Annotated in this window: 24 protein-coding genes; 5 read left to right on the top strand and 19 right to left on the bottom strand. The window is 58.2% G+C overall.

The genetic code is table 11. From position 1 onward, the window contains the following. Nucleotides 1-3: 3 nt before the first annotated feature. Both GT019_RS19645 and GT019_RS19650 read left to right on the top strand, forming a co-directional pair. Nucleotides 4-456 (top strand): GNAT family N-acetyltransferase, encoded by a 453-nt coding sequence (locus tag GT019_RS19645; RefSeq protein WP_161744895.1) that lies wholly within the window; start codon nucleotides 4-6, stop codon nucleotides 454-456. 325 nt (nucleotides 457-781) lie between these two features. Then, on the top strand, nucleotides 782-2,062 hold the full coding sequence (locus tag GT019_RS19650) for a YheC/YheD family endospore coat-associated protein (protein ID WP_161744896.1): 1,281 nt from the start codon (nucleotides 782-784) through the stop codon (nucleotides 2,060-2,062). 112 nt (nucleotides 2,063-2,174) lie between these two features. Here the strand turns inward: GT019_RS19650 and GT019_RS19655 are convergent, their stop codons facing one another. From GT019_RS19655 to moaA, 13 genes are all read right to left on the bottom strand, one after another. Continuing rightward, the gene (locus GT019_RS19655) at nucleotides 2,175-2,858 is read right to left on the bottom strand and encodes an HAD family hydrolase (protein ID WP_161744897.1); all 684 of its coding nucleotides are present in this window, start codon (nucleotides 2,856-2,858) and stop codon (nucleotides 2,175-2,177) included. Between the two features lie 128 nt (nucleotides 2,859-2,986). Beyond that, a complete protein-coding gene (locus GT019_RS19660) occupies nucleotides 2,987-4,060 on the bottom strand; it encodes a phosphodiester glycosidase family protein (RefSeq protein WP_161744956.1) in 1,074 nt (357 codons plus the stop codon). 341 nt (nucleotides 4,061-4,401) lie between these two features. Further along, nucleotides 4,402-4,527, bottom strand: coding sequence for a hypothetical protein (locus tag GT019_RS32315; RefSeq protein ID WP_268896073.1), 126 nt, complete (start codon nucleotides 4,525-4,527; stop codon nucleotides 4,402-4,404). A 91-nt stretch (nucleotides 4,528-4,618) separates the two neighbouring features. Then, nucleotides 4,619-5,188 (bottom strand): manganese catalase family protein, encoded by a 570-nt coding sequence (locus GT019_RS19670; RefSeq protein ID WP_161744898.1) that lies wholly within the window; start codon nucleotides 5,186-5,188, stop codon nucleotides 4,619-4,621. A 27-nt stretch (nucleotides 5,189-5,215) separates the two neighbouring features. After that, nucleotides 5,216-5,479: a spore coat protein CotJB gene (locus GT019_RS19675; RefSeq protein WP_161744899.1), complete on the bottom strand. Its 264-nt coding sequence runs from the start codon at nucleotides 5,477-5,479 to the stop codon at nucleotides 5,216-5,218. Further along, the gene (locus tag GT019_RS19680) at nucleotides 5,472-5,708 is read right to left on the bottom strand and encodes a spore coat associated protein CotJA (protein WP_235948697.1); all 237 of its coding nucleotides are present in this window, start codon (nucleotides 5,706-5,708) and stop codon (nucleotides 5,472-5,474) included. The genes GT019_RS19675 and GT019_RS19680 overlap by 8 nt, the downstream gene beginning before the upstream one ends. Before the next feature lie 189 nt (nucleotides 5,709-5,897). Further along, on the bottom strand, nucleotides 5,898-7,238 hold the full coding sequence (locus GT019_RS19685) for a hemolysin family protein (protein ID WP_161744900.1): 1,341 nt from the start codon (nucleotides 7,236-7,238) through the stop codon (nucleotides 5,898-5,900). 52 nt (nucleotides 7,239-7,290) lie between these two features. Then, complete coding sequence (gene yfkAB, locus GT019_RS19690; protein ID WP_161744901.1) at nucleotides 7,291-8,406, bottom strand: radical SAM/CxCxxxxC motif protein YfkAB; 1,116 nt, start codon at nucleotides 8,404-8,406, stop codon at nucleotides 7,291-7,293. Nucleotides 8,407-8,598: 192 nt separating this feature from the next. Continuing rightward, a complete protein-coding gene (locus GT019_RS19695; RefSeq protein WP_161744902.1) occupies nucleotides 8,599-9,714 on the bottom strand; it encodes an HD-GYP domain-containing protein in 1,116 nt (371 codons plus the stop codon). A gap of 123 nt (nucleotides 9,715-9,837) precedes the next feature. Next, a complete protein-coding gene (locus GT019_RS19700; protein WP_161744903.1) occupies nucleotides 9,838-10,686 on the bottom strand; it encodes an undecaprenyl-diphosphate phosphatase in 849 nt (282 codons plus the stop codon). A 102-nt stretch (nucleotides 10,687-10,788) separates the two neighbouring features. After that, on the bottom strand, nucleotides 10,789-12,228 hold the full coding sequence (locus GT019_RS19705; protein ID WP_235948710.1) for a bifunctional metallophosphatase/5'-nucleotidase: 1,440 nt from the start codon (nucleotides 12,226-12,228) through the stop codon (nucleotides 10,789-10,791). Nucleotides 12,229-12,250: 22 nt separating this feature from the next. Continuing rightward, on the bottom strand, nucleotides 12,251-12,718 hold the full coding sequence (locus GT019_RS19710; protein WP_235948713.1) for a hypothetical protein: 468 nt from the start codon (nucleotides 12,716-12,718) through the stop codon (nucleotides 12,251-12,253). Between the two features lie 50 nt (nucleotides 12,719-12,768). Then, nucleotides 12,769-13,770, bottom strand: a complete 1,002-nt coding sequence (gene moaA, locus GT019_RS19715; RefSeq protein ID WP_161744904.1) for a GTP 3',8-cyclase MoaA — start codon at nucleotides 13,768-13,770, stop codon at nucleotides 12,769-12,771. Nucleotides 13,771-13,882: 112 nt separating this feature from the next. Here moaA and GT019_RS32320 point away from each other — a divergent pair, with 112 nt between their 5' ends. Continuing rightward, nucleotides 13,883-14,620: a molybdenum cofactor biosynthesis protein gene (locus tag GT019_RS32320; protein ID WP_161744905.1), complete on the top strand. Its 738-nt coding sequence runs from the start codon at nucleotides 13,883-13,885 to the stop codon at nucleotides 14,618-14,620. 152 nt (nucleotides 14,621-14,772) lie between these two features. After that, entirely contained in the window at nucleotides 14,773-15,828 is a 1,056-nt protein-coding gene (locus tag GT019_RS19725) for an HD-GYP domain-containing protein (protein WP_161744906.1), read from the top strand. A 100-nt stretch (nucleotides 15,829-15,928) separates the two neighbouring features. Here the strand turns inward: GT019_RS19725 and sufB are convergent, their stop codons facing one another. The 6 genes from sufB to GT019_RS19755 form a co-directional block, all read right to left on the bottom strand. Next, the gene (gene sufB, locus GT019_RS19730; protein ID WP_161744907.1) at nucleotides 15,929-17,326 is read right to left on the bottom strand and encodes a Fe-S cluster assembly protein SufB; all 1,398 of its coding nucleotides are present in this window, start codon (nucleotides 17,324-17,326) and stop codon (nucleotides 15,929-15,931) included. Nucleotides 17,327-17,377: 51 nt separating this feature from the next. Further along, a complete protein-coding gene (gene sufU / locus GT019_RS19735; protein WP_161744908.1) occupies nucleotides 17,378-17,806 on the bottom strand; it encodes a Fe-S cluster assembly sulfur transfer protein SufU in 429 nt (142 codons plus the stop codon). Beyond that, a complete protein-coding gene (locus tag GT019_RS19740) occupies nucleotides 17,793-19,019 on the bottom strand; it encodes a cysteine desulfurase (RefSeq protein ID WP_161744909.1) in 1,227 nt (408 codons plus the stop codon). The genes sufU and GT019_RS19740 overlap by 14 nt, the downstream gene beginning before the upstream one ends. Then, nucleotides 19,016-20,323, bottom strand: coding sequence for a Fe-S cluster assembly protein SufD (sufD, locus tag GT019_RS19745; protein WP_161744910.1), 1,308 nt, complete (start codon nucleotides 20,321-20,323; stop codon nucleotides 19,016-19,018). The genes GT019_RS19740 and sufD overlap by 4 nt, the downstream gene beginning before the upstream one ends. A 20-nt stretch (nucleotides 20,324-20,343) precedes the next feature. Next, nucleotides 20,344-21,123 (bottom strand): Fe-S cluster assembly ATPase SufC, encoded by a 780-nt coding sequence (sufC, locus tag GT019_RS19750; RefSeq protein WP_161744911.1) that lies wholly within the window; start codon nucleotides 21,121-21,123, stop codon nucleotides 20,344-20,346. A gap of 159 nt (nucleotides 21,124-21,282) precedes the next feature. After that, nucleotides 21,283-21,870, bottom strand: coding sequence for a DUF1802 family protein (locus tag GT019_RS19755; RefSeq protein WP_235948725.1), 588 nt, complete (start codon nucleotides 21,868-21,870; stop codon nucleotides 21,283-21,285). A gap of 157 nt (nucleotides 21,871-22,027) precedes the next feature. On the opposite strand from GT019_RS19755, the gene mtnK reads away from it, so the two are divergent. Next, nucleotides 22,028-23,248, top strand: coding sequence for an S-methyl-5-thioribose kinase (mtnK, locus tag GT019_RS19760; RefSeq protein WP_161744912.1), 1,221 nt, complete (start codon nucleotides 22,028-22,030; stop codon nucleotides 23,246-23,248). Nucleotides 23,249-23,262 lie beyond the last annotated feature (14 nt).

Consider the following 23,262-nt stretch of genomic DNA (forward strand, 5'->3'; position numbering starts at 1 on the left):
AGCATGCAGGTAAAGCTGCTGTCGCCGTCTCAATGGTCGTCGTCCAAGGAACGAATCACCCGTTTTCTGTACAGGTACGGCGACAGCCGCATTACCCATGCGGGGCTAGCCGCGCTTAACGCGCTGCCTCCCGCCCGCTTGGCCGCCGCGAACGGCCGCTCCGGCGATGCGGCGGCGGCGGTTGCCGTCGCCATTCAAGACGGGCGGCTTGCGGCCGTCGCGTTCGCGGAAGACGGGGGCGAGCGCGCCTGCTTCGTCGTCGTCTCTCCGGAATGCCGGGGCCAAGGGACCGGCAGCCTCCTGCTGCGCGCGCTGCATCGCCGCCTGGGCCGACTTACCTGCAGCGTCGCCTCCGACAATCCCGCCAGCATGAATATGTGCTTCCGCGCGGGCATGAAGGCCGTCAGCCTGCATACCGGTCCTACCGGCAAGCCGACCCTTCGATTCGAACATTAGCGCGAGCGCACTCGCAAAACTTAAAGCGCATGCTTCCGAAGCGAGTTTTGCTATTCTTGCCGGCATTCCCGGCTGCGTGACACTCGCAAAACTTAAAGCGCATGCTTCCGAAGCGAGTTTTGCTATTCTTGCCGGAATTCCCGGCTGCGAGCGCACTCGCAAAACTTAAAGCATATGCTTCCGAAGCGAGTTTTGCTATTCTTGCCGGCATTCCCGGCTGCGTGACACTCGCAAACTTAAAGCGCATGCTTCCGAAGCGAGTTTTGCTATTCTTGCCGGAATTCCCGGCTGCGAAACACTCGTAAAACTTTTAGGAGGAGACACTATGGGTCAGCCGGTACTCGGCATTTTAACCCTGTATCTCAATGACCGCGGCCTGATGGAAGAGAAGTCCATTTACGCCCGCATGACGGACGCCGGCAAAAATCTCGGTCTCGAGATCTTCGTCTTCACGCCGGCCGACGTCAATTTTGCGCAGAATCGGATCCACGCGCATATGTATGACACGACCTCGAAAACCTGGAGCCGCAAATGGCGTTCCTTTCCCCATATGATCTACGACCGGTGCCGGATCCAGCGCAGCCACCGCTTCGTGCAGCTCAGCCATTTCCGCAAAAAATACGGCCATTTGACCTTCCTGAACCGGGTGCTGCGCAACAAATGGACGGTCTACAAAACCTTGAGCCGCGAAGAGAAATTTCGGCCGCATCTGCCGCTCACGCGACTGTACGAGGGCCAAAGCGACTTGACGGAGTTGATCCGGAAGTACCCGCTCGTCTATCTGAAGCCGATCAACGGCACGGGCGGCCGAGGCATTCTCCGCATCGAGAAGGAGCAAAGCGGCAGCTACCTCATTCAGGGGCGCGACCAATCGAGGCGGATCGTCAGTCCGCAGCGGGTCGGCACGTCGGGCATTCACAGCCGTCTGGCCAAGTGGAACCTGCGGGAAAACCGCTACCTGGTGCAGCAAGGCATTCAGCTGAAGCTGCCGAGCGGCCGCGTGCACGATTACCGGATGCTGGTGCAGAAGAACGGCAGCGGCGAATGGGAAGTGACGGGCTGCGCCGGCCGGATCGGCGCGAGCGGCAGCATCACGTCGAATTTGCACGGCGGCGGTCAAGCCGTCAAGATGAAGACGCTGCTCGGCGATTGGATCAAGAACGAAGAGACCGTGACGGCCGTCAAACGGAAAGCGGAGGAGCTCGGCGTGGAGATCGCGGCGTATCTGGAGCGCGCTTACGGGCGTCTCTGCGAGCTGGCGCTGGATTTGGCGATCGACCGCAAGGGCCAGATCTTCCTTTTGGAGGTCAACCCCAAGCCTTCGCGCGAAGTCTTCATTCAGGCCGGGGAGCGCGAGACGTACCGGCGGGCCATCATCAGGCCGCTTGAATACGCGGTGTGGATGTACGACCAGAAGCAGAAGCGGGAGAAAGCGAAGACGTCCGCGGAATTCGGCAAGCGATTCGACGGCATGAGGTTCGACGGCACGGGGTCCGGCGACACGACGTTCGATAGCTCGAGGTTTGATGGTTCGAGTTTCGACGGCCAGAATTTTGACGGCACTAGGTTCGAGGGATCGAGGCACGACGGCACTCGTTCGATATAAGAGCCGCCAAGGTTCGACCGACGACGGTTTGCGCGGTCACGATTCACGTCGGCAGCGAATAAAACAATGAAAACCCGGTCCGCTCTCCGCGAGCAGGCCGGGTTTTCTGGCGTTACGGCTGCCGGGTCATTTCCAGCAGCTGGCGGAAATCCGTGATCAGCGCGTCGGAGCCGCTCAGTTCTTCCTGTCGGCCGTACGCGGCATAGGCGCAGCCTACGACCTGGAGGCCGTTCTTCTTGCCCGCTTCCACGTCGGACGAGCGGTCTCCGACCATCCACGCCGACTGGACGCCATGGTCCCGAAGCAGCCTTTCCACGAGATGCACCTTGGATGCCGTGCCGTACTCGCCGGCGCTGTACAAGCCGTCGAACAACGGCGCGATGCCCCGGAAGCGGGCGACCTCCTTGACGTAAAGCTCCAGCCCGTTGCTCGCCACGAACAGCTTGAAGCCCTGCGCCTTCAGCTCCCTCAGCGTCTCCGCGACATGCGGGTACAGCCGCCCTTCTCCATTCTCTAGCCCCTCGATCTCGTAGCGGAGCATCAGCTCGTCCGCCCGGCGCTGGGCGGCCTCCGAACCGTCCGGCATGACGATGCGCCAAATGTCCGCCAGCAGCATCCCGAGGCAAGCGAGCAGCTTCTCCACCGGCGGCGTCGGCTGCATGTACAACCCCTCCGCCCGAAGCGTCGCGAATATCCGGTCATGCACCCCTTTGAGCAGGGTGTCCGTTTCGAACAACGTGCCGTCCATATCGAAAATCAAAGCTTCCGGCCGCGGAAGCGTCTCGCTGCTGAGCATGGTGAAATCTCCTTTTCGCGTCTGTGATGCCCTTAATCATACTGGAAAAGAAGACCGCCGCGCAAGAAGGAAACGGCTCGGTCCCCATTGCCGGCGCCAGCACCGCGGCCCGTGCCCGGCCGCCCGGTTTACCACTTCCCGGGATCGATGTCGCCCGGCTTCAGCCCTTCCCAGACGTTGCGGATATCGGCCTGCTCCGGATGCTCGAAGACCAGGAACGCGCTCGGGAGGTACCGGCCTTCGCTGCTCTTGGTAGACGGTTTGTTCAGGACCGCGCCGTCCTTCACGAGCACCGTCGAGGAACCGCCGTCGAGATTCGCGGCGATAACCGCCCCCCGTTCCAGCAGGATTTGCTGGACGTCGTAGAGATTCGCCCCGATGCTGTGGCCCGGTTGCCGGCCGTCGATGACCACGAACAAAATCGCGCCGTCCTCGCGCTGGCCCATCGCGGTCCTGGGAGCGATGCCCCAACCGTCGGCGGCGTTCTTGATCAGGCCTTTGCCGTTCACGATGATGCGCGGCTGGAACGTGACCGCTTCCTTCACGCCCATCTGCCGCAATTCGTTCAGCGAATAGCGGCCGGCGACCATTTTGCCGCTGCCGTCGATGCCGACGACCTGCGTCGCGTTCGATCGGCCCAAGTCGCTGTAAAACAACTGCCCGCCGGACATCACGATGCCGATCGGCTGAAACCCGTTGCCCTCCCAATTGGGATCGGCGAAGCCGCCTCCGTTGACCCCGGCAATGGCGCCGGTTCGCTGCACCATGCTCAAGACACGCTCGCCCCTGCCGGGCTTCTCGGGCACGGCGATGCGGATCTTCGTTGGATCGTTGACCGTCATGACGTAGCCGCTGTAGCCGTGTCCTGAGATTTGTTCGATCTCGACGAGCGGCTTCTCCTGCTCCTCCTGTCCGGCCTCGTCGGCGCCGGATGCGGGCACCGGCGTTCCCGTGCCCGGCGCGGACGGATGAATCTCGTGCGTATCCCGCTCCTCGCCCATTTCGTTGAACCGGTTCTGGTACGCCTGCACGCGCGCGTCCAGCGCCTCTTGCCCGATAATATATTTCGCCCATTTCCGATGCTGCGTCGTGATTATGGTATCCGCCATCACGTAGCGGAAGTCGGTTCCGGAAGGCGTCAGAAACAGCCAGACCGCTCCGCTTGCGCCGATCGCCAAGAACAGCGCGAACGCGACGGCCATGATGCGTACCCACTTCCTCTTGCGCTTGGCCTGCCGCGACGGCAGTCTCTTGCCCTGCAGCTGCCCGCCGGGCGAGACGCCTGCGATCTCGGCGCTAATCTTCGTGCCCACTCCTTCGCCCTCCTTAGATCCAATCCGACATGCGGTTACCTAATAAACGCGAATTTTTTCTCGAAAGTTTCACCATGGCGTCGGATACGACAAAAGTAGTGCGGAAGCGTCAAGATCGGCGATATTCCGCCGCCTGCCGGACGCAAAAAAACCGGCTCGCGCCCGATGTGCGCGAAACCGGTTATGACGATTTCGGGAATCGTTGAACCTGAAGCGGCGAACAACCGGCATCACGGCTTGGCGTCGTCCAGCGCCATGCTTTGGCCGGTCGACGAGGAATCGAGCCACTTTTGGCCATCCAGCACGTAGACATGCTTGTTTTTGACCGCCTTCAGGTTTTGCCGGATCGCGCTCATATCCAGCTCGTCGTAACGCTCCGGATAGAGGGAACAGGCAGCTAAAAAAGCTCCCGCAGCCTTCGCAGCCGCAAGAGCCTCCCGCTCGACCTCAATACACTTTTTTCGTGTCGCGGTCCGCCTTGAGGATCTCGACCGCTTCTTTGAAGCGCAGCGCATGGACGATTTCCCGTTCGCGCAGGAATTTCAATCCGTCCTGCAGATCGACGTCATCCGTCATGTCGATGATCCACTGGTAGGTGGTCCGCGCTTTTTCCTCCGCCGCGATATCCTCGTATAGGTCGGCGATCGGATCGCCCTTGGTCGCGATATAGGCCGCCGTCCACGGGACGCCCGAAGCGTTGTTGTAGAACATGCCGTTGTCGTGGTTCACGTAGTTCGGCCCAAGCCCCGCGTCCTCCAGCTGCTTCGGCGTCGCATCCTTCGTCAGCTTGTAGATCATCGTCGCGATCATTTCCAGATGCGCGAATTCCTCGGTTCCGATATCCGTCAGCAATCCGACGACCTTGTCCGGGATGCTGTAACGCTGGTTCATGTACCGGAGCGCCGCCGACAGCTCCCCGTCCGCGCCGCCGTATTGTTCGACCAGATAGCGCGCGATCCGCGGATCGCATTTGCTCACGCGCACCGGATACTGAAGCTTCTTCTCATAAATCCACACGAGCGTCCCGCCTCCTTCGGATGATCCTTACACCTGCCACGGCCACGGCGTTTCGACCCACTGCCACGGAAATTTGGAATAGCTCAGCCCGAATTGCAGCAGCGGCCCGTACTGCATCTCGAATTGATGCGCGCATTGCTGGCGCTGCTGGGCCAGCTGATTGAACTGCTGGAGCGCTTGAAGGTCGTTCGGATGCGTATCGAGATAGAGCGTCAGCTCGACCAGCCCGAAATCAAGCTGCTGCAGCTCGAGCAGCTTCTGATAATACTGTTCGTCCAGCTGTTTATTCATCTTGTTCCGGCCCCCTCGCATTGCATTTCGATTCGTAGGGCCCGTAAAGCGCCGGCCATAAGGTACCCAGCTTCAGCGCGTCCGCGAGCGAAAACTGCGGCAAATTCATCGGCTGAAACGGGATGTACTGGTTCGGCGCAACGTAATAGGTTTTGACGTATTTGGGCGGGCATGGGTCAAACGGACCAACAAAGGGATACCAATCGCGCGTCGGTTTAACAGCGTTCAACTTCGCTTCCCCCTCCTCATGATGTTTTTGCGGACTTCGCTTACCACTCCTATACTTATGTCCGCCATTAGGCGAATTTGCTTGGACGCCCATTAAATAATTGATTTCCCGGGTAATATTGCGCGCAACGAAAAAAGAGCTCCTGTCCGAGGACATAAGCTCTTCTCCGTTTTAACAACCAATATTACCTCATTCTTCCAATAGCAACACTCCGGGCTCCTCCACCTTGGCGCGGTAAATAAAGACGCGCAGCACGCGCAGCGGCTCGCTCTCCGCGACCTCGAAGACGTAGCCGTCAAAATTCACCTTCTTGCCTCGCTCCGGATTGCCCTCCAACGCCGTGAACAGCCAGCCGCCGATCGTATCGACGTCTTCGTCCTCGATCTCGAGGTTGAACATGTCGTTGATTTCCTCGATCAGCATGCGGCCTTCCACGGAGGTGACGTCGCCCTTCACGATGATTTCCGGCTGTTCGTTGTCGAATTCGTCGTGGATCTCTCCCACGATCTCCTCGAGAATCTGTTCCGTCGTCAGCATCCCGGCCGTCCCGCCGTATTCGTCGACGACGATCGCCAGCTGCGAATGCTTGCGCTGCATCAGCTTCAGCACGTGGCTGACTTCCATCGACTCGGGCACGTTCAGGATCGGCCTGAGGAATTTGGTCATCGTGTGTTCTTCGTCCGGGTCTGCCGTCAGCAGATCGGTAATATGTACGAAGCCGATCAATTGGTCCTTGTCTTCGACGCAGACCGGGTAACGCGTATGTTTGGTCGCATAGACGATCTTCATGTTCTCGTCGAACGGCAGATTAGCATACAGGCAGTCCATGTCCGTCCGCGGAAGCATCACTTCGCGGGCCAGCCGGTCGGAAAATTCGAAAATGTTGTCGAACAGCTTCAGCTCGTCCTTGTCGATAATCCCGCTCTTCGCGCTCTGATCCATCAGGATGCGGATTTCTTCCTCCGTATGCGCCGAGTCGTGCTCGCTCGCCGGCTTGACGCCGAAGATGCGAAGCAGCCCGTTGGCGGAACCGTTGAGCAGCCAAATCGCCGGCAGGAAGACGCGGTAAAAGTACAGCAGCGGCATGGATGCCCACAGCGACGTGCCTTCGGATTTCTGGATCGCCAGCGATTTCGGAGCCAGCTCCCCGAGCACGATATGCAGGAACGTAATGACCAAGAAGCCGATCACGACCGACACGGTATGCATGACCGCTCCGTCGCTCAAGCCGAGCAAGTGAAAGAGCGGCTCCACGATCAGATCCGATATGGCCGGTTCCCCCACCCAGCCGAGTCCGAGCGAAGCGAGCGTAATGCCGAGCTGCGTTGCCGACAAATACGCGTCCAGGCGCTGATTGACCTTGATCGCATACCGCGCTCGCGAATTGCCTTCGTTGACCAGCTGGGTCAACCGCGACTGCCTTACTTTCACGAGCGAAAATTCCGCGGCGACGAAAAAGCCGTTCAACAGCACTAAAATGAGGACGATGCAAAGATTCCAAAAGATCCTTCCGAACTCAAATTCCTGCAAAGGTCGTACTCGCTCCTCTCATCGGCCTTGCAGCCGCTTTCTCTCTGTACGATTACAAGATCGCTTGGCGCGTGCCGAAATCCACGTCGCGGTAATACATGTCCTTCACGAGCAAGTTCGGACCGCAGCAGCCCGCGGCGGGACAATGGCAATCCACGCTCTTCGCGAGCGGATGGGACAGCCAGCGGTCGAACAGGTTGTCCAAGCGGCTGTTCCGGATATTGCCGAACGCCGGCACGTCCGAGAAATCGGTAACGAACACGTCGCCCGTGAATAAATTCACGTTCAGCCGGTTGCGTCCGTCCGGATCGTTGCGGACCGTGACCAAGGGCTCATTCGCCAGCCGCTTCAGCAACGCACGATCCAAAGCATCCTCGCTGCAGCCGTAGAACGGAAGGGTGCCGAACAGCATCCATAGGTCAGGATTGCGGTGATCCAGCAGATCGCCGACCGCGTCGCGCATCTGCGCCGGCGTAATGACCGGCAGATCCGCGGCGAACGCGCTCGGATACATCGGATGCACCTCGTGGCGGCGGCAGCCCATTTCGGCGATAAGGCGGTGAATGTCCGGCATCTTGCGGTGCGTGCGATAGTTGATCATCGATTCCGCCGATACGAACAGTCCGCCGTCGCTCAGCTTTCTCGCGTTCTCCAGCATCCGGTCGTACATCCGCGCGGCGACGGCTTGCGGCACCGGATGGCCGCTCTTGGCAAAGCCGATCTCGTGAAAATCGTCCGCCGAGGTGTAGTTGAACGAAATATGCATGACGTCGAGGTACGGCGCGATCGCCTCATACCTGCCGTAATCCAGCGTAATGTTCGAGTTGATTTGAGAAAATATACCCCGGCTGCGGGCATATTGAAGCAGCGGGATCATATAGTCCTTGACGGCGCGTTCCGAGAAGGTCGGTTCCCCGCCGGTAATGCTGATCGTCTTCAAGTGTTCGATCTCGTCGAGCCTGCGCAGCATCAAGTCGAGCGGCAATTTCTCCGGCTCCGAGAGCACCAGCGAATCGCCGACCGCGCAATGCTCGCAGCGCATGTTGCAGAGATTGGTAAGCGTCATCTCCACGCTCGTCAGCCGGTGGCGTCCATGGCTCCGCAGCGAGAGAATCGGGTCCCAAGGATCATTCTTGGGCGTAAAGGGCGAAGGTATTGCATTTAACATTGTGTTCAGCACCTGACTTTTCATAATTACATGTCACTCTTCGTTGCTTTCCTCTTATTGTAATGTCCATTGCGGCATGATGCAAACGGCCCGGACTTGGGCGATTAGCGTTCGTTCTTGCAGCGGCATGACAAAAGGAGCCCGAACGGCTCCTCGGACCTTCATATTCTGCTGCCGGCCAGGTATCCGTCATTACGAACTCGCTGCTTCGGCCAGCGCCTGGTTCTCGTTCACGCTGACGATCATCGTCGTAAGCTGCTTGGACAAATCCACTTCGTACGGCGCTTTGAGCTCCTGTCCCGCTTCGTCGTTCAGCACCCGAACGACGGGTCGATGCGGAATGGACGAATTGATATCAACGACGACGCCGACTTCGCCGGTTTGCAGCCGGACGGTCACGCCGAGCGGATAAATCGCGACTTTGTCCCGAAACAGCTGCAGCATGCGCTGCTCGTACAGCGTCCCCGTTCCGGCGTACAACGATTCTACCGCTTCGTGCGGGAGCATGGGATTGCGATATACGCGCGTTGTCGTCATCGCGTCGTAGGAATCCACGATGCCGATCCACTTTGCGTATTCATGAATCTCGTCGCCCTTGATGCCGCGCGGATAACCGCTGCCGTCGAGCCGTTCATGATGCTGGTAGGCGCAGTGGGCGGCGAGCAGCGGAATGTTCGGCTCATCCTTGAGCAGATAATAGCCTCGCTCCGCATGACGCTTCATCTCCTCGTATTCGTCCCGGGAGAGGTTGTCGTTCTTCTTCAAGATATTCACGCTGATCTGCGTCTTGCCGATATCGTGCAGAACGGCGCCGAGACCGAGCGTCATGAGCTCGTCCCGGGAATAGCCGTTCGCGATGCCGAGCACGGTCGTATAGACCGACACGTTCAGCGAATGATTGAACAAATAGTTATCGACGATGCCCATGTTCATCAACATGACCATGGCGTCCTTCTGCCCGGTCAGATCGTCGATGACCATCCCCATGATCTGGCGAAACGACTTTCCGATATAAGGGTAGGTGACGCCGCTCTTGCGGTTGGGCCTGTCCATCAGGTTCCGGAAATTCGTACGGATCTCGGTTAGCGCGCGGTGTCTCGTTTCCTCGCTGATGAGATCCGGCACGACCAGGTCAGCCGTACGGGGATCCTGGATGTACACGTAATGAATGCCGCATTCATAGAGGCGGGTGATGAGCTTATGATTTAATTCGACGTCCGCACCGAGCAAAACAAGGCCCTCTTCGGAATAAATCTTCTTCGCGAGCCTCATGCCGGGCTGGCACAAATGAATGGGCAGTAAACGCATCCTATCGACCCCTGCCTTGCTTCTATTTTCCTATACGCTTAGGACTATTACCTCGTAATGTTAATGTAAGGGATTTAAGGAAAAAGAGCAAGAACAGTTTCGCCAAATGTCGACAAAATTTTCCTATCTCATGACAAAAACCCAGAACAGCGCTGCTAGAATAAACCGGTAAATCGCGAAATGCGTCAGCTTGACTTTCTGGATGAAGCGCAGGAACAGCACGATGACGAGCCATGCCACGACGAAGGATACGAGGAAACCGACGATAAAAAAGGTCAGGTTGTCGCCCGTGATGTATTTGTAACTGTCGAGCATCTCGTACCCGGAGGCGACCACCATGATCGGAATCGCCATCAGGAAGGAAAAGTCCGCGGCGGCTTTATAGCTCGTCCCCGTCAGCATCCCGCCGGCGATCGTGGAGCCCGAACGCGAGAATCCCGGCCAGAGCGATAAACATTGCAGAAGCCCGATCATGAATGCTTGGCGGTACGTCATATCGTCCATCGTTTCCGCCTTGACACGGATGCGGCCCGAATTGGAAAGCTTCTCCGCGACGATCATATAGATCCCGCCGACGACAAGGGAGATGAGAACCGGGGCTTGGTTAAAGCCTTCGCCTTTAATGACGTCCTTCAGCACGTAAGCGAGCAGCATCGCCGGCACGATGCCGAGCGCGACGTGAATGAGGTTCAACTTCTTGCGGGCAGCGGAACGGCCGTCGCCGAACGTTCCAAGCGATACCGTCTTGCGGGAGAGGCCGAACAAATCGGCGATCCGTTGCCGGTAAACGAGCGCCATCGCGAGAATGGCTCCCAATTGAATGATGATCTCGAACGTGACGATGGCTTGGTCGTCAGACGCGATGCCAAGCAGCTTGTTCGTCAAAATCATGTGCCCCGACGAAGATACGGGCAGAAACTCGGTCAAGCCTTCCACAATCCCCAAAATAATCGAATGAATAATGTCTCCCATGGAACCCTCCTGAAACATACTTAACGTGCAACAATGAATACAAAAGCGGTGTCATTCGTATAGACGACGGATTTCCGGACTAACATCGCTTCGCCGGCCCGATTAACGGGAGAGCCATCGCTCCCGAAAGCTGTCGGCGACCGCATCTCGGTCCTGCAGCTCCCGTTCGAGCACGTCACGGATAAATTCAGGCAAAAAATACGCGATGTCCGTGCCGTTCTTGATTTTCTCATAGCCGGCCCCAAACGTAAACATGTCGATCGTCCCAACCGCGTAGTCGCGGTTATCGTCGAGCTCTTGCCCATCGACCGAGATGGAAGCGATCTGGGCGTTCGGCGGCCCCATCGGATCGTAACGAATAACCATGCCGTCCACGGCCAAGGTTCCGAGCACCGACCCGCGGAAGCCGAAGCCGCGGATCTGCTTCTCGATAAAGCCGATCTGCAGCGATTGCTCCAGGCTGATCCGGATATCCCTGCCGGAAAGCTTGATCCGGCACGGATTGATCGGCGACGGGCATAACGCGTGGAGCTCGCCGGCGGTCACTTTGCCGGCCGTAAGTCCGCCGAGCAGCTGTCCGGCGTTCACGATGCCGATTTCCGCCCCCGTCCAGCGCCGCAATCCCGCGGCGAGCAGATTGACGAGCGGCGATTCCCGATCCGCCAATGCCGGCAACGGAGCTTCAAGCACGGTGATCACCCGCCCGAGGCGCTCCACGCTGCCTCGATGATACGCATTGATGATGCTTCTCGCATCCGGTTCCTCGGGATAGTCCGTCATCGGCACGCAGGTCGCCTTGAAAGCCGGACGCTTCCCGCCGTCGAACCGGACTTCCACGCGGCCGACATATTCTCCGTACTTCCCCGTCGCGCAAATATGCGTCTCGCCGATAATCTCCGGTTCCTCCAGCAAATGATGCGTATGCCCGCCCAGGATCAGGTCGATGCCGGGAATCGATTCCGCCATCCGCCGGTCGAGCGGCAGCCCGACATGGGACAGCACGACGACCACGTCGACCTCGTCGCGAACGACCGCGACTTGCTCCGCGACCGCAACAAGCGGATTCGTCACCTCCCAGCCCAGCAGTTCGTAAAACTCCGCGAACGCAGCCGTGACTCCGACGATGCCGAAGCGAACGCCGGCTTTCTCGATTATCGCGTGCGGCAGCAGCCAGGACGGGCGCGTTCCCGCTTCCCTCCGGTACAGGTTCGCGCATACCGTTTTGAATTTCGCCTCCGCGCCGAAAGCCTCGTCCAGCTGCTCCGGCGTAAAGGTCAAGCCTTCGTTGTTGCCGAGCGTCGCGGCTTCGTACCCGGCCGCGTTCAGCAAGGCGATATTCGCCAGGCCGTCGCTCGCTTCCGTCTCGACCCGCATGCGGTCCATATGATCCCCGATATCCAGAGCCAACACGCGATTGACGCCGTGCGTGTCCCGGGCTTCTTCGATGTATGCCGCGATTTTGGCCGCTTGTTCCAGCCTGCTGTGAATGTCGTTGCTGTGAAGCAGGACGACATCGGGCGCATTCGTTGCCATATCCCTCATGCTTGCCTCCCGGTTGCGCGATTCAACGCTTGATTCGCATCTCATCCGCTGAGAAAGTCTGCTTGAATCCGAACGATGCTTCGCCGCGCTTCTCTTCATCCTGCAAGAACCGGCAGCCGACCACGCTTTTGACGTTCAAGCACTCGCTTGACCCGTTCGGCACGTAGAGCCGGATCGGTCCGTTCTTGAGCAATGGCGCTCCGTCGATGGCGAACTGAACCGACGCGTCCGTCAGCTGTTCCCATGGGATGATCGCCTCGAACGTATCGGCCGCCTCGATCTTCAAATGCGTCGGCAGGGGCGCCTGCGGGTCGATTCCCTGCTGCTCGCGAAATCGTGCCAACCATTCGCCGATGTCGAACGCTTCGCCCGCGGCGCCCGGGACGCGATCGGACGCCTGAAAAACGCGGCCTGCCAGACGGGCCATATCCTCCGGGATCGTCTTGACCGGCTGAAGGCCGGGATAATAAACAGTTATCATGTGCGTCATTGGCCGCTTCCTTTCTTCATCTGCTGCGGCATCGCGCCGAACCGGCCGTTTTACCCGCCGATTTGAGACATGCGGCGCGCCGTCGGTTCGTGCGACTGCGATTCGTCCGCCAGCTTCGCGGCCATCTCGTGATTCCGCGGCTTGATATCCAGCGCGCGCAAGAACAGCTTTTCCATCTCGGCCGCGCTGCCCAAGGCCGGCTTTACGTTCAGTTCGTCCACCCAGTACAAGCAAGGCTGCAGGTTGCCGTCGGCCGTCAACCGGAGCCGGTTGCAGCGCGAGCAGAATTGGTCGCTCACGGGGTGAATCAAGCCGAATGTGCCGACGCCGCCTTTGATTCGATAATCGTCGGAGGGACCGTTGCCGAGCACGTCGCTGATCCGCTCCACGTCCAGCTTGTTCTGCTGCGCGATTTCCAACACCCGCGACAGCGGCAAATAATGCTTCCGCCAGTTGTCGTCGGCGTGGCCGATCGGCATATATTCGATAAAGCGGACATGCAGCGGCTGCTTGGCCGCCATATCCAGAAATGCGGCGATTTCGTCCTCGTTGACGCCTTTCAGCAGGACGCAATTCAATTTGATCGGCGCGAAACCGACGCTCGCGGCCGCCTCGATGCCCTGCAGAACGCGCTGCAATTCTCCGCGCCTCGCGATGAACTTAAACCGCGCGGAGTCGAGCGTATCCAGGCTGATGTTCACCCGCTTAAGCCCCGCGGCCTTTAACTCTTCCGCATGCTCCGCGAGCATAACGCCGTTGGTTGTTAACGATATGTCCTGGATGCCCGGGATAGAAGCAAGCTCTCTCACCAGACCGGGCAGTCCCGGCCGTACGAGCGGTTCCCCGCCGGTTATCCGAAGCTTCGTGATGCCGAGTCTCGCCCCGGTGCGGACGACCTCCGCGATCTGCTCGTAGCCGAGCAAATTTTCGGGCGGCTCGAACTTCATGCCTTCTTCGGGCATGCAGTACAAACAGCGCAGATTGCAGCGATCAGTCACGGAAATGCGCAAATAATCATGAACGCGTCCGAATCGATCTGTTAGGGCTGACATGGCACGCACTCTCCTTTGCGTTGTTCCCGTTTCTGCCTCTAGCATAACATTTTTGAACTCATTATGGTATGCTGTGGGGATCAATAACATATGAAGACGAGGGGTTATAGACATGACTGTGACGTGGAATATTCAGCTGTTTGCCGGCCTGTCCGATCGATTCGGCAGTCCTGCCATTCAGCTCGAGCTCCCGCATGACGAGCTTACCGTGGCGCGGCTGAAACAAACGCTCGCCGAGCTTTACCCTGCGCATGCCGCGCTCATCGCCATCTCGTTCATGGCCCGCAACCAGGCCTATGCGGCCGATGGCCAACTGCTGCATGCCGCGGACGAATTGGCCTTGCTCCCGCCCGTATCGGGCGGCGAGGATACAGGGCCTGCCGCCGGGACATCCTCCGCGCAGGAGGACCGATACCGGGTCACTTCCGATCCGTTGTCCGTCGAGGCCGTGACGGCGCTTGTCATCGTCCCCGATAACGGCGCGACCCTTACTTTCACGGGTACGACGAGAGAGTGGACGCAGGGACAGCGAACCGTCCGGCTCGAATACGAGGCTTACGTCCCCATGGCCGTCAAAACGCTGGAACAGATCGGGGAAGAGATCGAGGCGCGCTGGCCCGGAACGAAATGCGCCATTTGGCATCGGACCGGAGTCGTGGATATCGCCGAGGTCAGCGTCGTGATCGCCGTGTCCTCCCCCCACCGCGATGCTTGCTATGAGGCAAGCCGTTACGCGATCGAGCGGCTGAAACAAATCGTGCCCATCTGGAAACGCGAGATCTGGGAAGACGGTTCCGAATGGAAAGGCTCTCAGCTGGGTCCGTGGAATCCGATCGCGCAGGGGCGATAGCGGCTCGTTAAAGAAACATTAACATGTAAAGCCTTGCATGCCGATAAGGAATATAGCACTAGTTCCACTATATGCTCTTATTGCCAAATTTACATTTTATTGCTACCATTGACGTACCTATTGCCTATTTCATAGCCGCTTAGAGGTGGATCATGCGTATACACGTGACGGAGCTTAAAGCCGGGGACAAGTTAAGCCACGATACATTCAACTCCTATGGACTGCACGTACTCTCCAAGGGCACGGATTTATTCGCGAGGGAAATATCGAAGCTCTTCCAGCATCAGATCGATTACGTCGACATCGACGCAAGACCATCGGAAGAACCGGCGATACGCACGATCGAATCCGGGCTGAGCCCGAAATGGCTCCCTACCGTAGAGCCGATCTATCAAGACGCGGTCAGCGGCTGCGAGCAATTGTTCATGGAAGCCTTCCAGAACGGCAAAATCGTGGAAGACGACGTCGTGCATACGTTCCAGCCGTTGGTCGACAACTTCAGAATGGAGCGCGACGTCGTCTCCATGCTGCTATTGTTGAATACGAAGGACGACTATACGTACCAGCACTCCGTGCAGGTCGGCATGTTGGCTTATTTCCTCGCTTCATGGCTCGATTACAGCGAAGAAGAAGCGGTCAAGATCGGTCAAGCCGGCTTCCTGCACGACATCGGCAAATGCCAGATCCAGGAAGCCATCTTGAACAAACCGGACAAGCTGTCCACGGACGAGTTCGAGACGATCAAGAAGCATACGATCTTCGGCCATCGCATCATCACGGATTCGTTCGGCGCTTCGCTCGCGGCTACCGTTGCGCTCGAGCATCATGAGCGGATCGACGGTACCGGTTACCCGAATCGCATCGCCGGCTCGGACATGCATCCCGTCTCCAAAATCGTCGCCGTGGCCGACGTGTACAGCGCCATGATCTCATCGCGGGTTTATCAGAAGAAGCGCGATCTGCTGTTCGTGCTCAAAGAGTTGTACCGAATGAGCTTCTCGGAGCTCGATCCGGAAACGACGCATACCTTCATTCGGCATATGATCCCGAATTTCATCGGCAAGCAGGTCGAATTGGAAACCGGCGAGACCGGCACGATCATCATGACGCATTCCTCGGAATTTTTCAGGCCCCTGATCCGCGTCGAAGAGCGTTTTATCGATTTAACGGTCGAGCGCAGCCTGGAAGTAAAGCATGTGTTTATGTAGTATCCGCCATTATCCGCGTCATGAGAAAAGCTCCGATACGCGGCTTCGCAAGAAGCCGGTCTCGGAGCTTTTCTTTGCATCGATTGGCCGCTCGGACGAATTAACCGATCGAGCCTTCCATTTCGAACTTGATCAGACGGTTCATCTCGACCGCGTACTCCATTGGCAGTTCTTTCGTGAACGGCTCGATGAAGCCCATAACGATCATCTGCGTCGCTTCCGCTTCCGTCAGTCCGCGGCTCATCAGGTAGAACAACTGGTCCTCGGACACCTTGGATACCGTCGCCTCATGCTCGAGCGTGATGTTGTCGTTCATGATTTCGTTGTACGGAATCGTATCCGACGTCGATTGGTTATCCAGAATCAGCGTATCGCATTTGATGTTCGCTTTGGAGCCTTCGGAGTTGCGTCCGAACGATGCCAAGCCGCGGTACGTCACTTTGCCGCCGTGCTTGCTGATCGATTTGGAAACGATCGTCGACGTCGTATCAGGCGCAAGATGCGTCATTTTGGCGCCTGCGTCCTGATGCTGGCCTTTGCCGGCTACGGCGATGGAAAGCACCATGCCTTTCGCGCCGCGGCCTTTCAGAACGACAGCCGGGTACTTCATCGTCAGCTTGGAGCCGATGTTGCCGTCGACCCATTCCATCGTCGCGTTCTCTTCCGCAACCGCGCGTTTGGTCACGAGGTTGTAGATGTTCGGCGCCCAGTTCTGGATCGTCGTATAGCGGCAGCGGGCGTTCTTGAGCACGAGGATCTCGACGACCGCGCTGTGCAGCGAGTTCGTGCTGTAGATCGGAGCCGTGCAGCCTTCGACGTAGTGCACGAAGCTGTCTTCGTCGGCCACGATCAGCGTACGCTCGAATTGGCCCATGTTTTCGGAATTGATCCGGAAGTACGCCTGCAGCGGAATTTCGCACTTGACGCCTTTCGGCACGTAGATGAAGCTGCCGCCGGACCATACCGCGCTGTTAAGCGCAGCGAACTTATTGTCGGCCGGAGGGATGATCGTACCGAAGTACTGCTTGAAGATCTCCGGGTATTCGCGAAGCGCGGTATCGGTATCGGTGAAAATCACGCCCTGCTTCTCCAGGTCTTCCTGCATGCTGTGGTAAACGACCTCGGATTCGTACTGCGCGGATACGCCGGCGAGGAACTTCTGCTCCGCCTCCGGAATGCCCAGCTTGTCGAACGTTTCCTTGATCTCCGTCGGAACCTCTTCCCACGTCTTGCCTTGCTTCTCGGACGGACGGACGTAGTACTGGATATCGTCGAAATCCAGGTCGTCCATGTTGCCGCCCCACTTCGGCATCGGCATTTTGTTGAATTGCTCGAGCGCCTTCAGACGGAACTCCAGCATCCATTCGGGCTCGCCCTTGATCTCCGAAATCGTGCGGACGACTTCCGGCGTCAACCCTTTACCGGATTGGAAAATCGCCTTATGCTCGTCGCGAAAGCCATACTTGTACTCTTCCAAATCGGGCATTTGCTTCGCCATTGTGATTGCCTCCTTCTTCTTGCTTCTATGCTTCGCGCAGGAGCGCGTTCGTTATTGCTGCTGTTGAAGCTCGATTCCTTTGCGCAATGCGTTCCAGGAGAGCGTCGCGCATTTGATCCGCGCCGGGAATTTCGTGACGCCGGACAACGCTTCGATATCTTCCAGCTCGTCGAATTCGGCGGTTTCGCCTTTGACCAACGACGAGAATTTCTCGGCCAGCGCCAGCGCTTCCTCCGTCGTTTTGCCTTTGACCGCTTCCGTCATCATGGAAGCCGAGGACATGCTGATGGAGCAGCCTTCGCCGGTGAATTTCGCCTGCTTCACGACGCCGCCTTCCACCTGCAGCTGCAGCGTGATGCGGTCGCCGCAAGTGGGATTGTTCAGGTTGATCGTGAGCGCTTCGTCGTCCAAAGTGCCGCGGTTACGCGGGTTTTTGTAATGATCCATAATGACTCTGCGATACAAATCATCCAATTCCATAACCGAAGAACTCCTTTGTCTGATGGAGGCCGTCAATAAGCCGATCAACGTCCTCTTCGGTATTGTATAGATAAAAGCTTGCTCTTGCCGTCGAAGAAACATTCAGGTAACGCATGAGCGGTTGGCAGCAGTGATGGCCCGCGCGAATAGCAATGCCTTTCGTATCCAGCACCGTCGCCACGTCGTGGGGATGAACGTCGTTCAAGTTGAACGTCACGAGACCCGCCCGGTTCTCGACGGGACCGAAGATCGAGATCCCCTCGATCGTGCTGAGGCGGTCGTATGCGTACGCGGCAAGCTTATGCTCGTGCCGCTCTATCTCGTCGAGGCCGATTTCGTTGAGGAAATCGATCGCCGCGCCGAGCCCTACGGCGCCGGCGATGATCGGCGTGCCGCCCTCGAACTTCCATGGAAGCTCCTTCCACGTCGAATCGTACAGATCCACGTGATCGATCATTTCGCCGCCGAATTCGACCGGCTCCATCGCCTCTAGCAGCGCCTTCTTGCCGTACAACGCGCCGATGCCGGTCGGAGCGCACATCTTGTGGCCCGAGAACGCGTAGAAATCGCAGTCGAGATCGCGCACGTCGACTTTCATGTGCGGCGTGCTTTGCGCGCCGTCGACGACCATCTTGGCGCCGTGCTTATGCGCGATCGCCGTAATCTCTTTGATCGGATTCACGACGCCGAGGACGTTGGACACGTACATGACCGAGACGAGCTTCGTCCGATCCGTGACGGTCGCTTCGACGTCCGCGAGCCGGATGGAGCCGTCCTTCTGAAGCGGAATATATTTGAGCGTCGCACCGGTCGCTTTCGCGGCTTGCTGCCAAGGGATGAGATTGGAGTGATGCTCCATTTGCGTGATGACGATCTCATCGCCTTCGCCGCAGACCGCTCTGGCATAGCTGGATGCAACGAGGTTGAGCGCCGTCGTCGTTCCCCGCGTGAAGATGATCTCCTGCGGGCTGGCCGCGTTCAGAAACTTGGCCGTTTTCTCGCGCGCGCCTTCGTAGGCGTCCGTCGCGCGCGAACCGAGCGTATGAACCCCGCGGTGAACGTTGGCATTGTCGTGCTCGTAAAACCGGCTGACCGCATCAATGACGGAACGCGGCTTCTGGGAAGACGCCGCGCTGTCCAGGTAAACGAGCGGATGCCCGTTTACGTTTTGATGCAGGATCGGAAATTGCTCCCTGATCGCTTGCACATTCATCCTTCAAGCTTCCTTTCCAGCAGACGCTGGAGCTGTTCCCGTACCGCCTCGATCGGAATTTCCGTCACGACCGGGGCCAGGAATCCGTAAATAATTAAGCGCTCCGCATCCTTTTTCGAAATGCCTCGGGACATCAGATAGTACACTTGTTCGAGGTTGACTTGGCCGACGCTCGCCGCGTGGCCCGCCTTGACGTCGTCTTCGTCGATCAGCAGGATCGGGTTGGCGTCGCCGCGCGCTTTCGGGCTCAGCATCAGCACTTTCTCGGTCTGCTGGCCGTTCGACTTCGTGGCGCCCTTCTCGATCTTCGTCACGCCGTTGATGATCGCCGTCGCTTGATCCTTCATTACCGCCCGCGTCACCATGTCGCTCTCGGTATTGCGTCCGAAATGGACCGCGCCGGTCGTGAGGCTCATTTGCTGCGTTTTGGAACCGATGCTGATAACCTTCGCGTCCGATGACGAGCCGTTGCCTTTCAGCAAGGACTGGGTATCCGACAGCGTGTGGCCGTCATGCAGATCGCCGATGATCCATTCGATGCGGCCGTCGTTCTCGATGACGGCGCGGCGGATGGTCAGGTCGATCAGGTTGTCTTCCATATTGTGAACCGTGGCGTAACGAACATGCGCGCCCGGTCTGACGATGACTTCAATGATCGACTGCTTTGTGATCGGCTGCGCGGAGCCTCCGTACGTACTTACCACATTATCCACGTACGTGACGCGGCTGTGGCTGTCGGCTACGAGAAGCACGCGCGGCGCGAAGGACGCTTCCGCGTCGTCGCTGTAGAGCAGCGCCTGCAGCGGCAGCTCGACTTCGACGTTCTTCGGCACGTACAGGAATACGCCGCCGTTCCAGATCGCCGATTGGAGCGCCGTCAGCTTGTTCTCGTCCTGCGGAACGGCTTGGAACAAATACTGCTGCACGAGATCGCCGTGCTCGCGGGCCGCGGTCTCCAAATCGGTGAAAATGACGCCTTGCGCAGCTAATTCCGGCGCGAGCTGACGGAGCACGCTGGCGGAATTGCGCTGCACGATCAAGCCAGCCGGAGCCGTTCCCGCCAACTCGCGCACGGTCTCTGGCAGTTCCTCGGCCGAAGCGATCGCGGCTTGTGCCTTGTAATTGCCCACCGCCATCAAATTCCAGCGGTTGATGCGGACTTTCTCGGGCGTCGGCCATTCCAGCGTTTCCGCCAGTTCGACGCCTTTCGTTCTGACTCCTTCAAGCCATGCCGGCTCGCCTTTGCTTTGGGACAATGCCGAAACGGTTTGGCGGTTTACCGGAGTTGATAGTTGTGTGCTCATTTCACTTGCTCCTCCTCCGATTAAACCTGTCCGACCGTTTCGTCCACGATGCCGAGTTCTTCCTTGACCCAATCGTAGCCTTCGTTCTCAAGGCGTTCCGCAAGCTCGGGTCCGCCCGATTTCACGATGCGGCCTTGCATCATGACGTGCACGAAATCCGGCGTGATATAGTTCAGCAGGCGCTGATAGTGGGTGATGATCAAGAAGCCGCGTTCTTCGGAACGCATCGCGTTCACGCCGTTCGCGACGATCCGGAGGGCGTCGATATCGAGACCGGAGTCGATTTCGTCAAGCACGACGATTTTCGGATCCAGCATCATCATTTGAAGAATCTCGTTCCGCTTCTTCTCGCCGCCGGAGAAGCCTTCGTTCAAGTAGCGGTGCATGAATTCCGGGTTCATCTCGAGCTCTTTCATCTTGCCTTCCATCTGGCGGATGAATTTGATCAGCGAGATTTCCTTGCCTTCTTCGCGGCGGGCGTTGATCGCGCTGCGCAGGAAGTCGGAATTCGTCACGCCCGTGATTTCGCTCGGGTATTGCATGGCCAGGAACAGTCCGGCGCGCGCGCGCTCGTCGACGCCCATCTCCAGAAGCGCTTCGCCGTTCAACTCGACTTCGCCTTCCGTGACTTCGTATTTAGGATGACCCATGAGCGCCGACGCGAGCGTGCTCTTGCCCGTGCCGTTCGGCCCCATGATGGCATGAACTTCCCCGCCCTTGATTTCAAGGTTGATGCCTTTCAAAATCTCTTTGCCTTCAATGGCGGCTTTCAAGCCATCGATTTTAAAATGTGTAGCCATGGTATACTGCTCCCTCCGAAAAGTCGCGTTGTTTCATATTGAAACAATTCCTCTTTAGTAATTACTCTAAATTGATTCTCACTGATTCTCAATTATATCTTAGTATAACTTCTGCCATAAAGCAATCGGCCCTAGTCCCCGCATGGGGTTCAGGCCCGTCTACCGGGTTAGCGCGGCGCGAATCTCCGCCGTCCTCCGCTCGAATTCCTCGTCGCTCAGAACCGGATGCGCGACAGCATCCGCCGCGAACGGCTCCAAGTTCACCCAGGATTTGCAGCCCGTGTATGCTTCTTGCATCGGAAGCCGCACAGGCCGGTCTAATAAGTAGACGCGCAGCAGCAGCAGATGAAGCGGCTGCTTCCTTTTCCATTTTAGACGCTCTTCGGTAAATGTATCCGTCCAGATGTGATAATCCGCGAGCAGATCCACGGTCGCTTGATCGTGAATCTCGATATCGTCCGCCGCTTCGGCGTAAGCGGCGATCTCCACGGTCGACGATCCCGGCGTCCACGCGTCCAAGACGGCTTGCAGATCGTCCCTGTACGCTTCCTTCAGCAGCTCCGGCCGTTGATGCTCGTATGCCGGAAGGAGGAAGAAGCGCGGCGACTTCAGCTGAAAATCCTTCGTTTCCTCGGCGATACCTCCTTTGCGGAGCACCATGATCTGCTTGCCTTCTGCAAGGGCTTTGACCGCCACGGCCCATTCCTTCAGCGCGATTTTTTGATCCATTTCGTTATCGCTGCCCATGTTCGTTTCAACCTCGCTTCGATCCATTTAGAATCATTATAACAAACCGAGGTATTCCAACGCGAAATAATTTTCGCTATACTATACTTATTTGGGGTCGAAGCGTACGCACGGCTGGCCCGAACTTCAACTATAACGATTCGGAGGTGGACTATTCTTGTCTGCTTATCATCCTTTAGACGTAACGGAGGCCATTGCCATCGCCCGCGGCCTGGACGGCGTATTTCAACCGGACGCGCAGCTTACCTGCCGCGAGATCGGAGACGGCAACCTGAACCTGGTCTTTCATATCGCGGATCCCGCCGCGGGACGCAGCATCATCCTGAAACAAGCGCTCCCTTACGCGAAGGTCGTCGGCGAATCCTGGCCGCTCACGCTCGACCGCGCGCGCATCGAAAGCGAAGCGCTCCGCCTGGAAGGCAAGCTTGCGCCGGGCCTCGTTCCGGCGGTGTATTTCTACGATCAGGAGCTTGCGCTTACGGGCATGGAGGACTTGAGCGATCATATCATCATGCGTCAAGGCCTGATGAACGGCTCCCGCTACCCGCTCTTCGCCGGGCATATCTCGACCTTCCTCGCGCAAACGCTGTTCTTCACGAGCGACCTCGGGCATAACCAACAGGAGAAGAAACTGCTGTCCCGCAGCTTCACGAATCCCGAGCTATGCAAGATCACGGAGGATCTCATCTTCGACGATCCGTACCGCGACGCCGAATCGAACAGCTTCGAAGAAACGATTCGCGACGAAGCGCTGGCGCTGTGGAGCGACGGCGAGCTTCATCTGGAAGTCGCGATCCTTCGCGAGAAGTTCCTGACGCACGCGCAGGCGCTGCTCCACGGCGATCTGCATACGGGCAGCATCTTCATCACGCCGGAATCGACCAAGGTCATCGATCCGGAATTCGCGTACTTCGGTCCGATGGGCTTCGATATCGGCGCCGTGCTCGGGAACCTGCTCCTGAACTACGCATCGCGCGAAGGCAGGGACGGATCCGATGCCGAACGCGAAGATTACCGCGCTTATCTGCTCGATACCGTCACCGACGTCTGGGCGCAGTTCGAGGCCAAATTCCTGGCATTGTGGAACGAGCATGGGGTAGATCGGCTGGCAAATGCCGCGCCGGGCTATAAAGAGCACTACATGCAGCGCGTTCTGCAGGACACGATCGGCTTCGCCGGCTGCAAAATGGTCCGGCGCATCGTCGGCCTGGCGCATGTCGCGGACATCGACAAGCTCGCAGACGCTGCCGCTCGCGAGCGCGCGCAGCGCCTGGCCCTGCGCATCGGCAAATCGCTCATCAAGCTGAACCGCGGCGCCGTTTCCATCAACCAGCTCGTCGATACCGTTCTTGCGGCTTCGGCAGCGGTCAAGGCATAAAGAAAGGAGTACGA

The sequence above is a fragment of the Paenibacillus glycinis genome, assembly GCF_009909185.1.
GTDB lineage: Bacteria > Bacillota > Bacilli > Paenibacillales > Paenibacillaceae > Paenibacillus_Z > Paenibacillus_Z glycinis.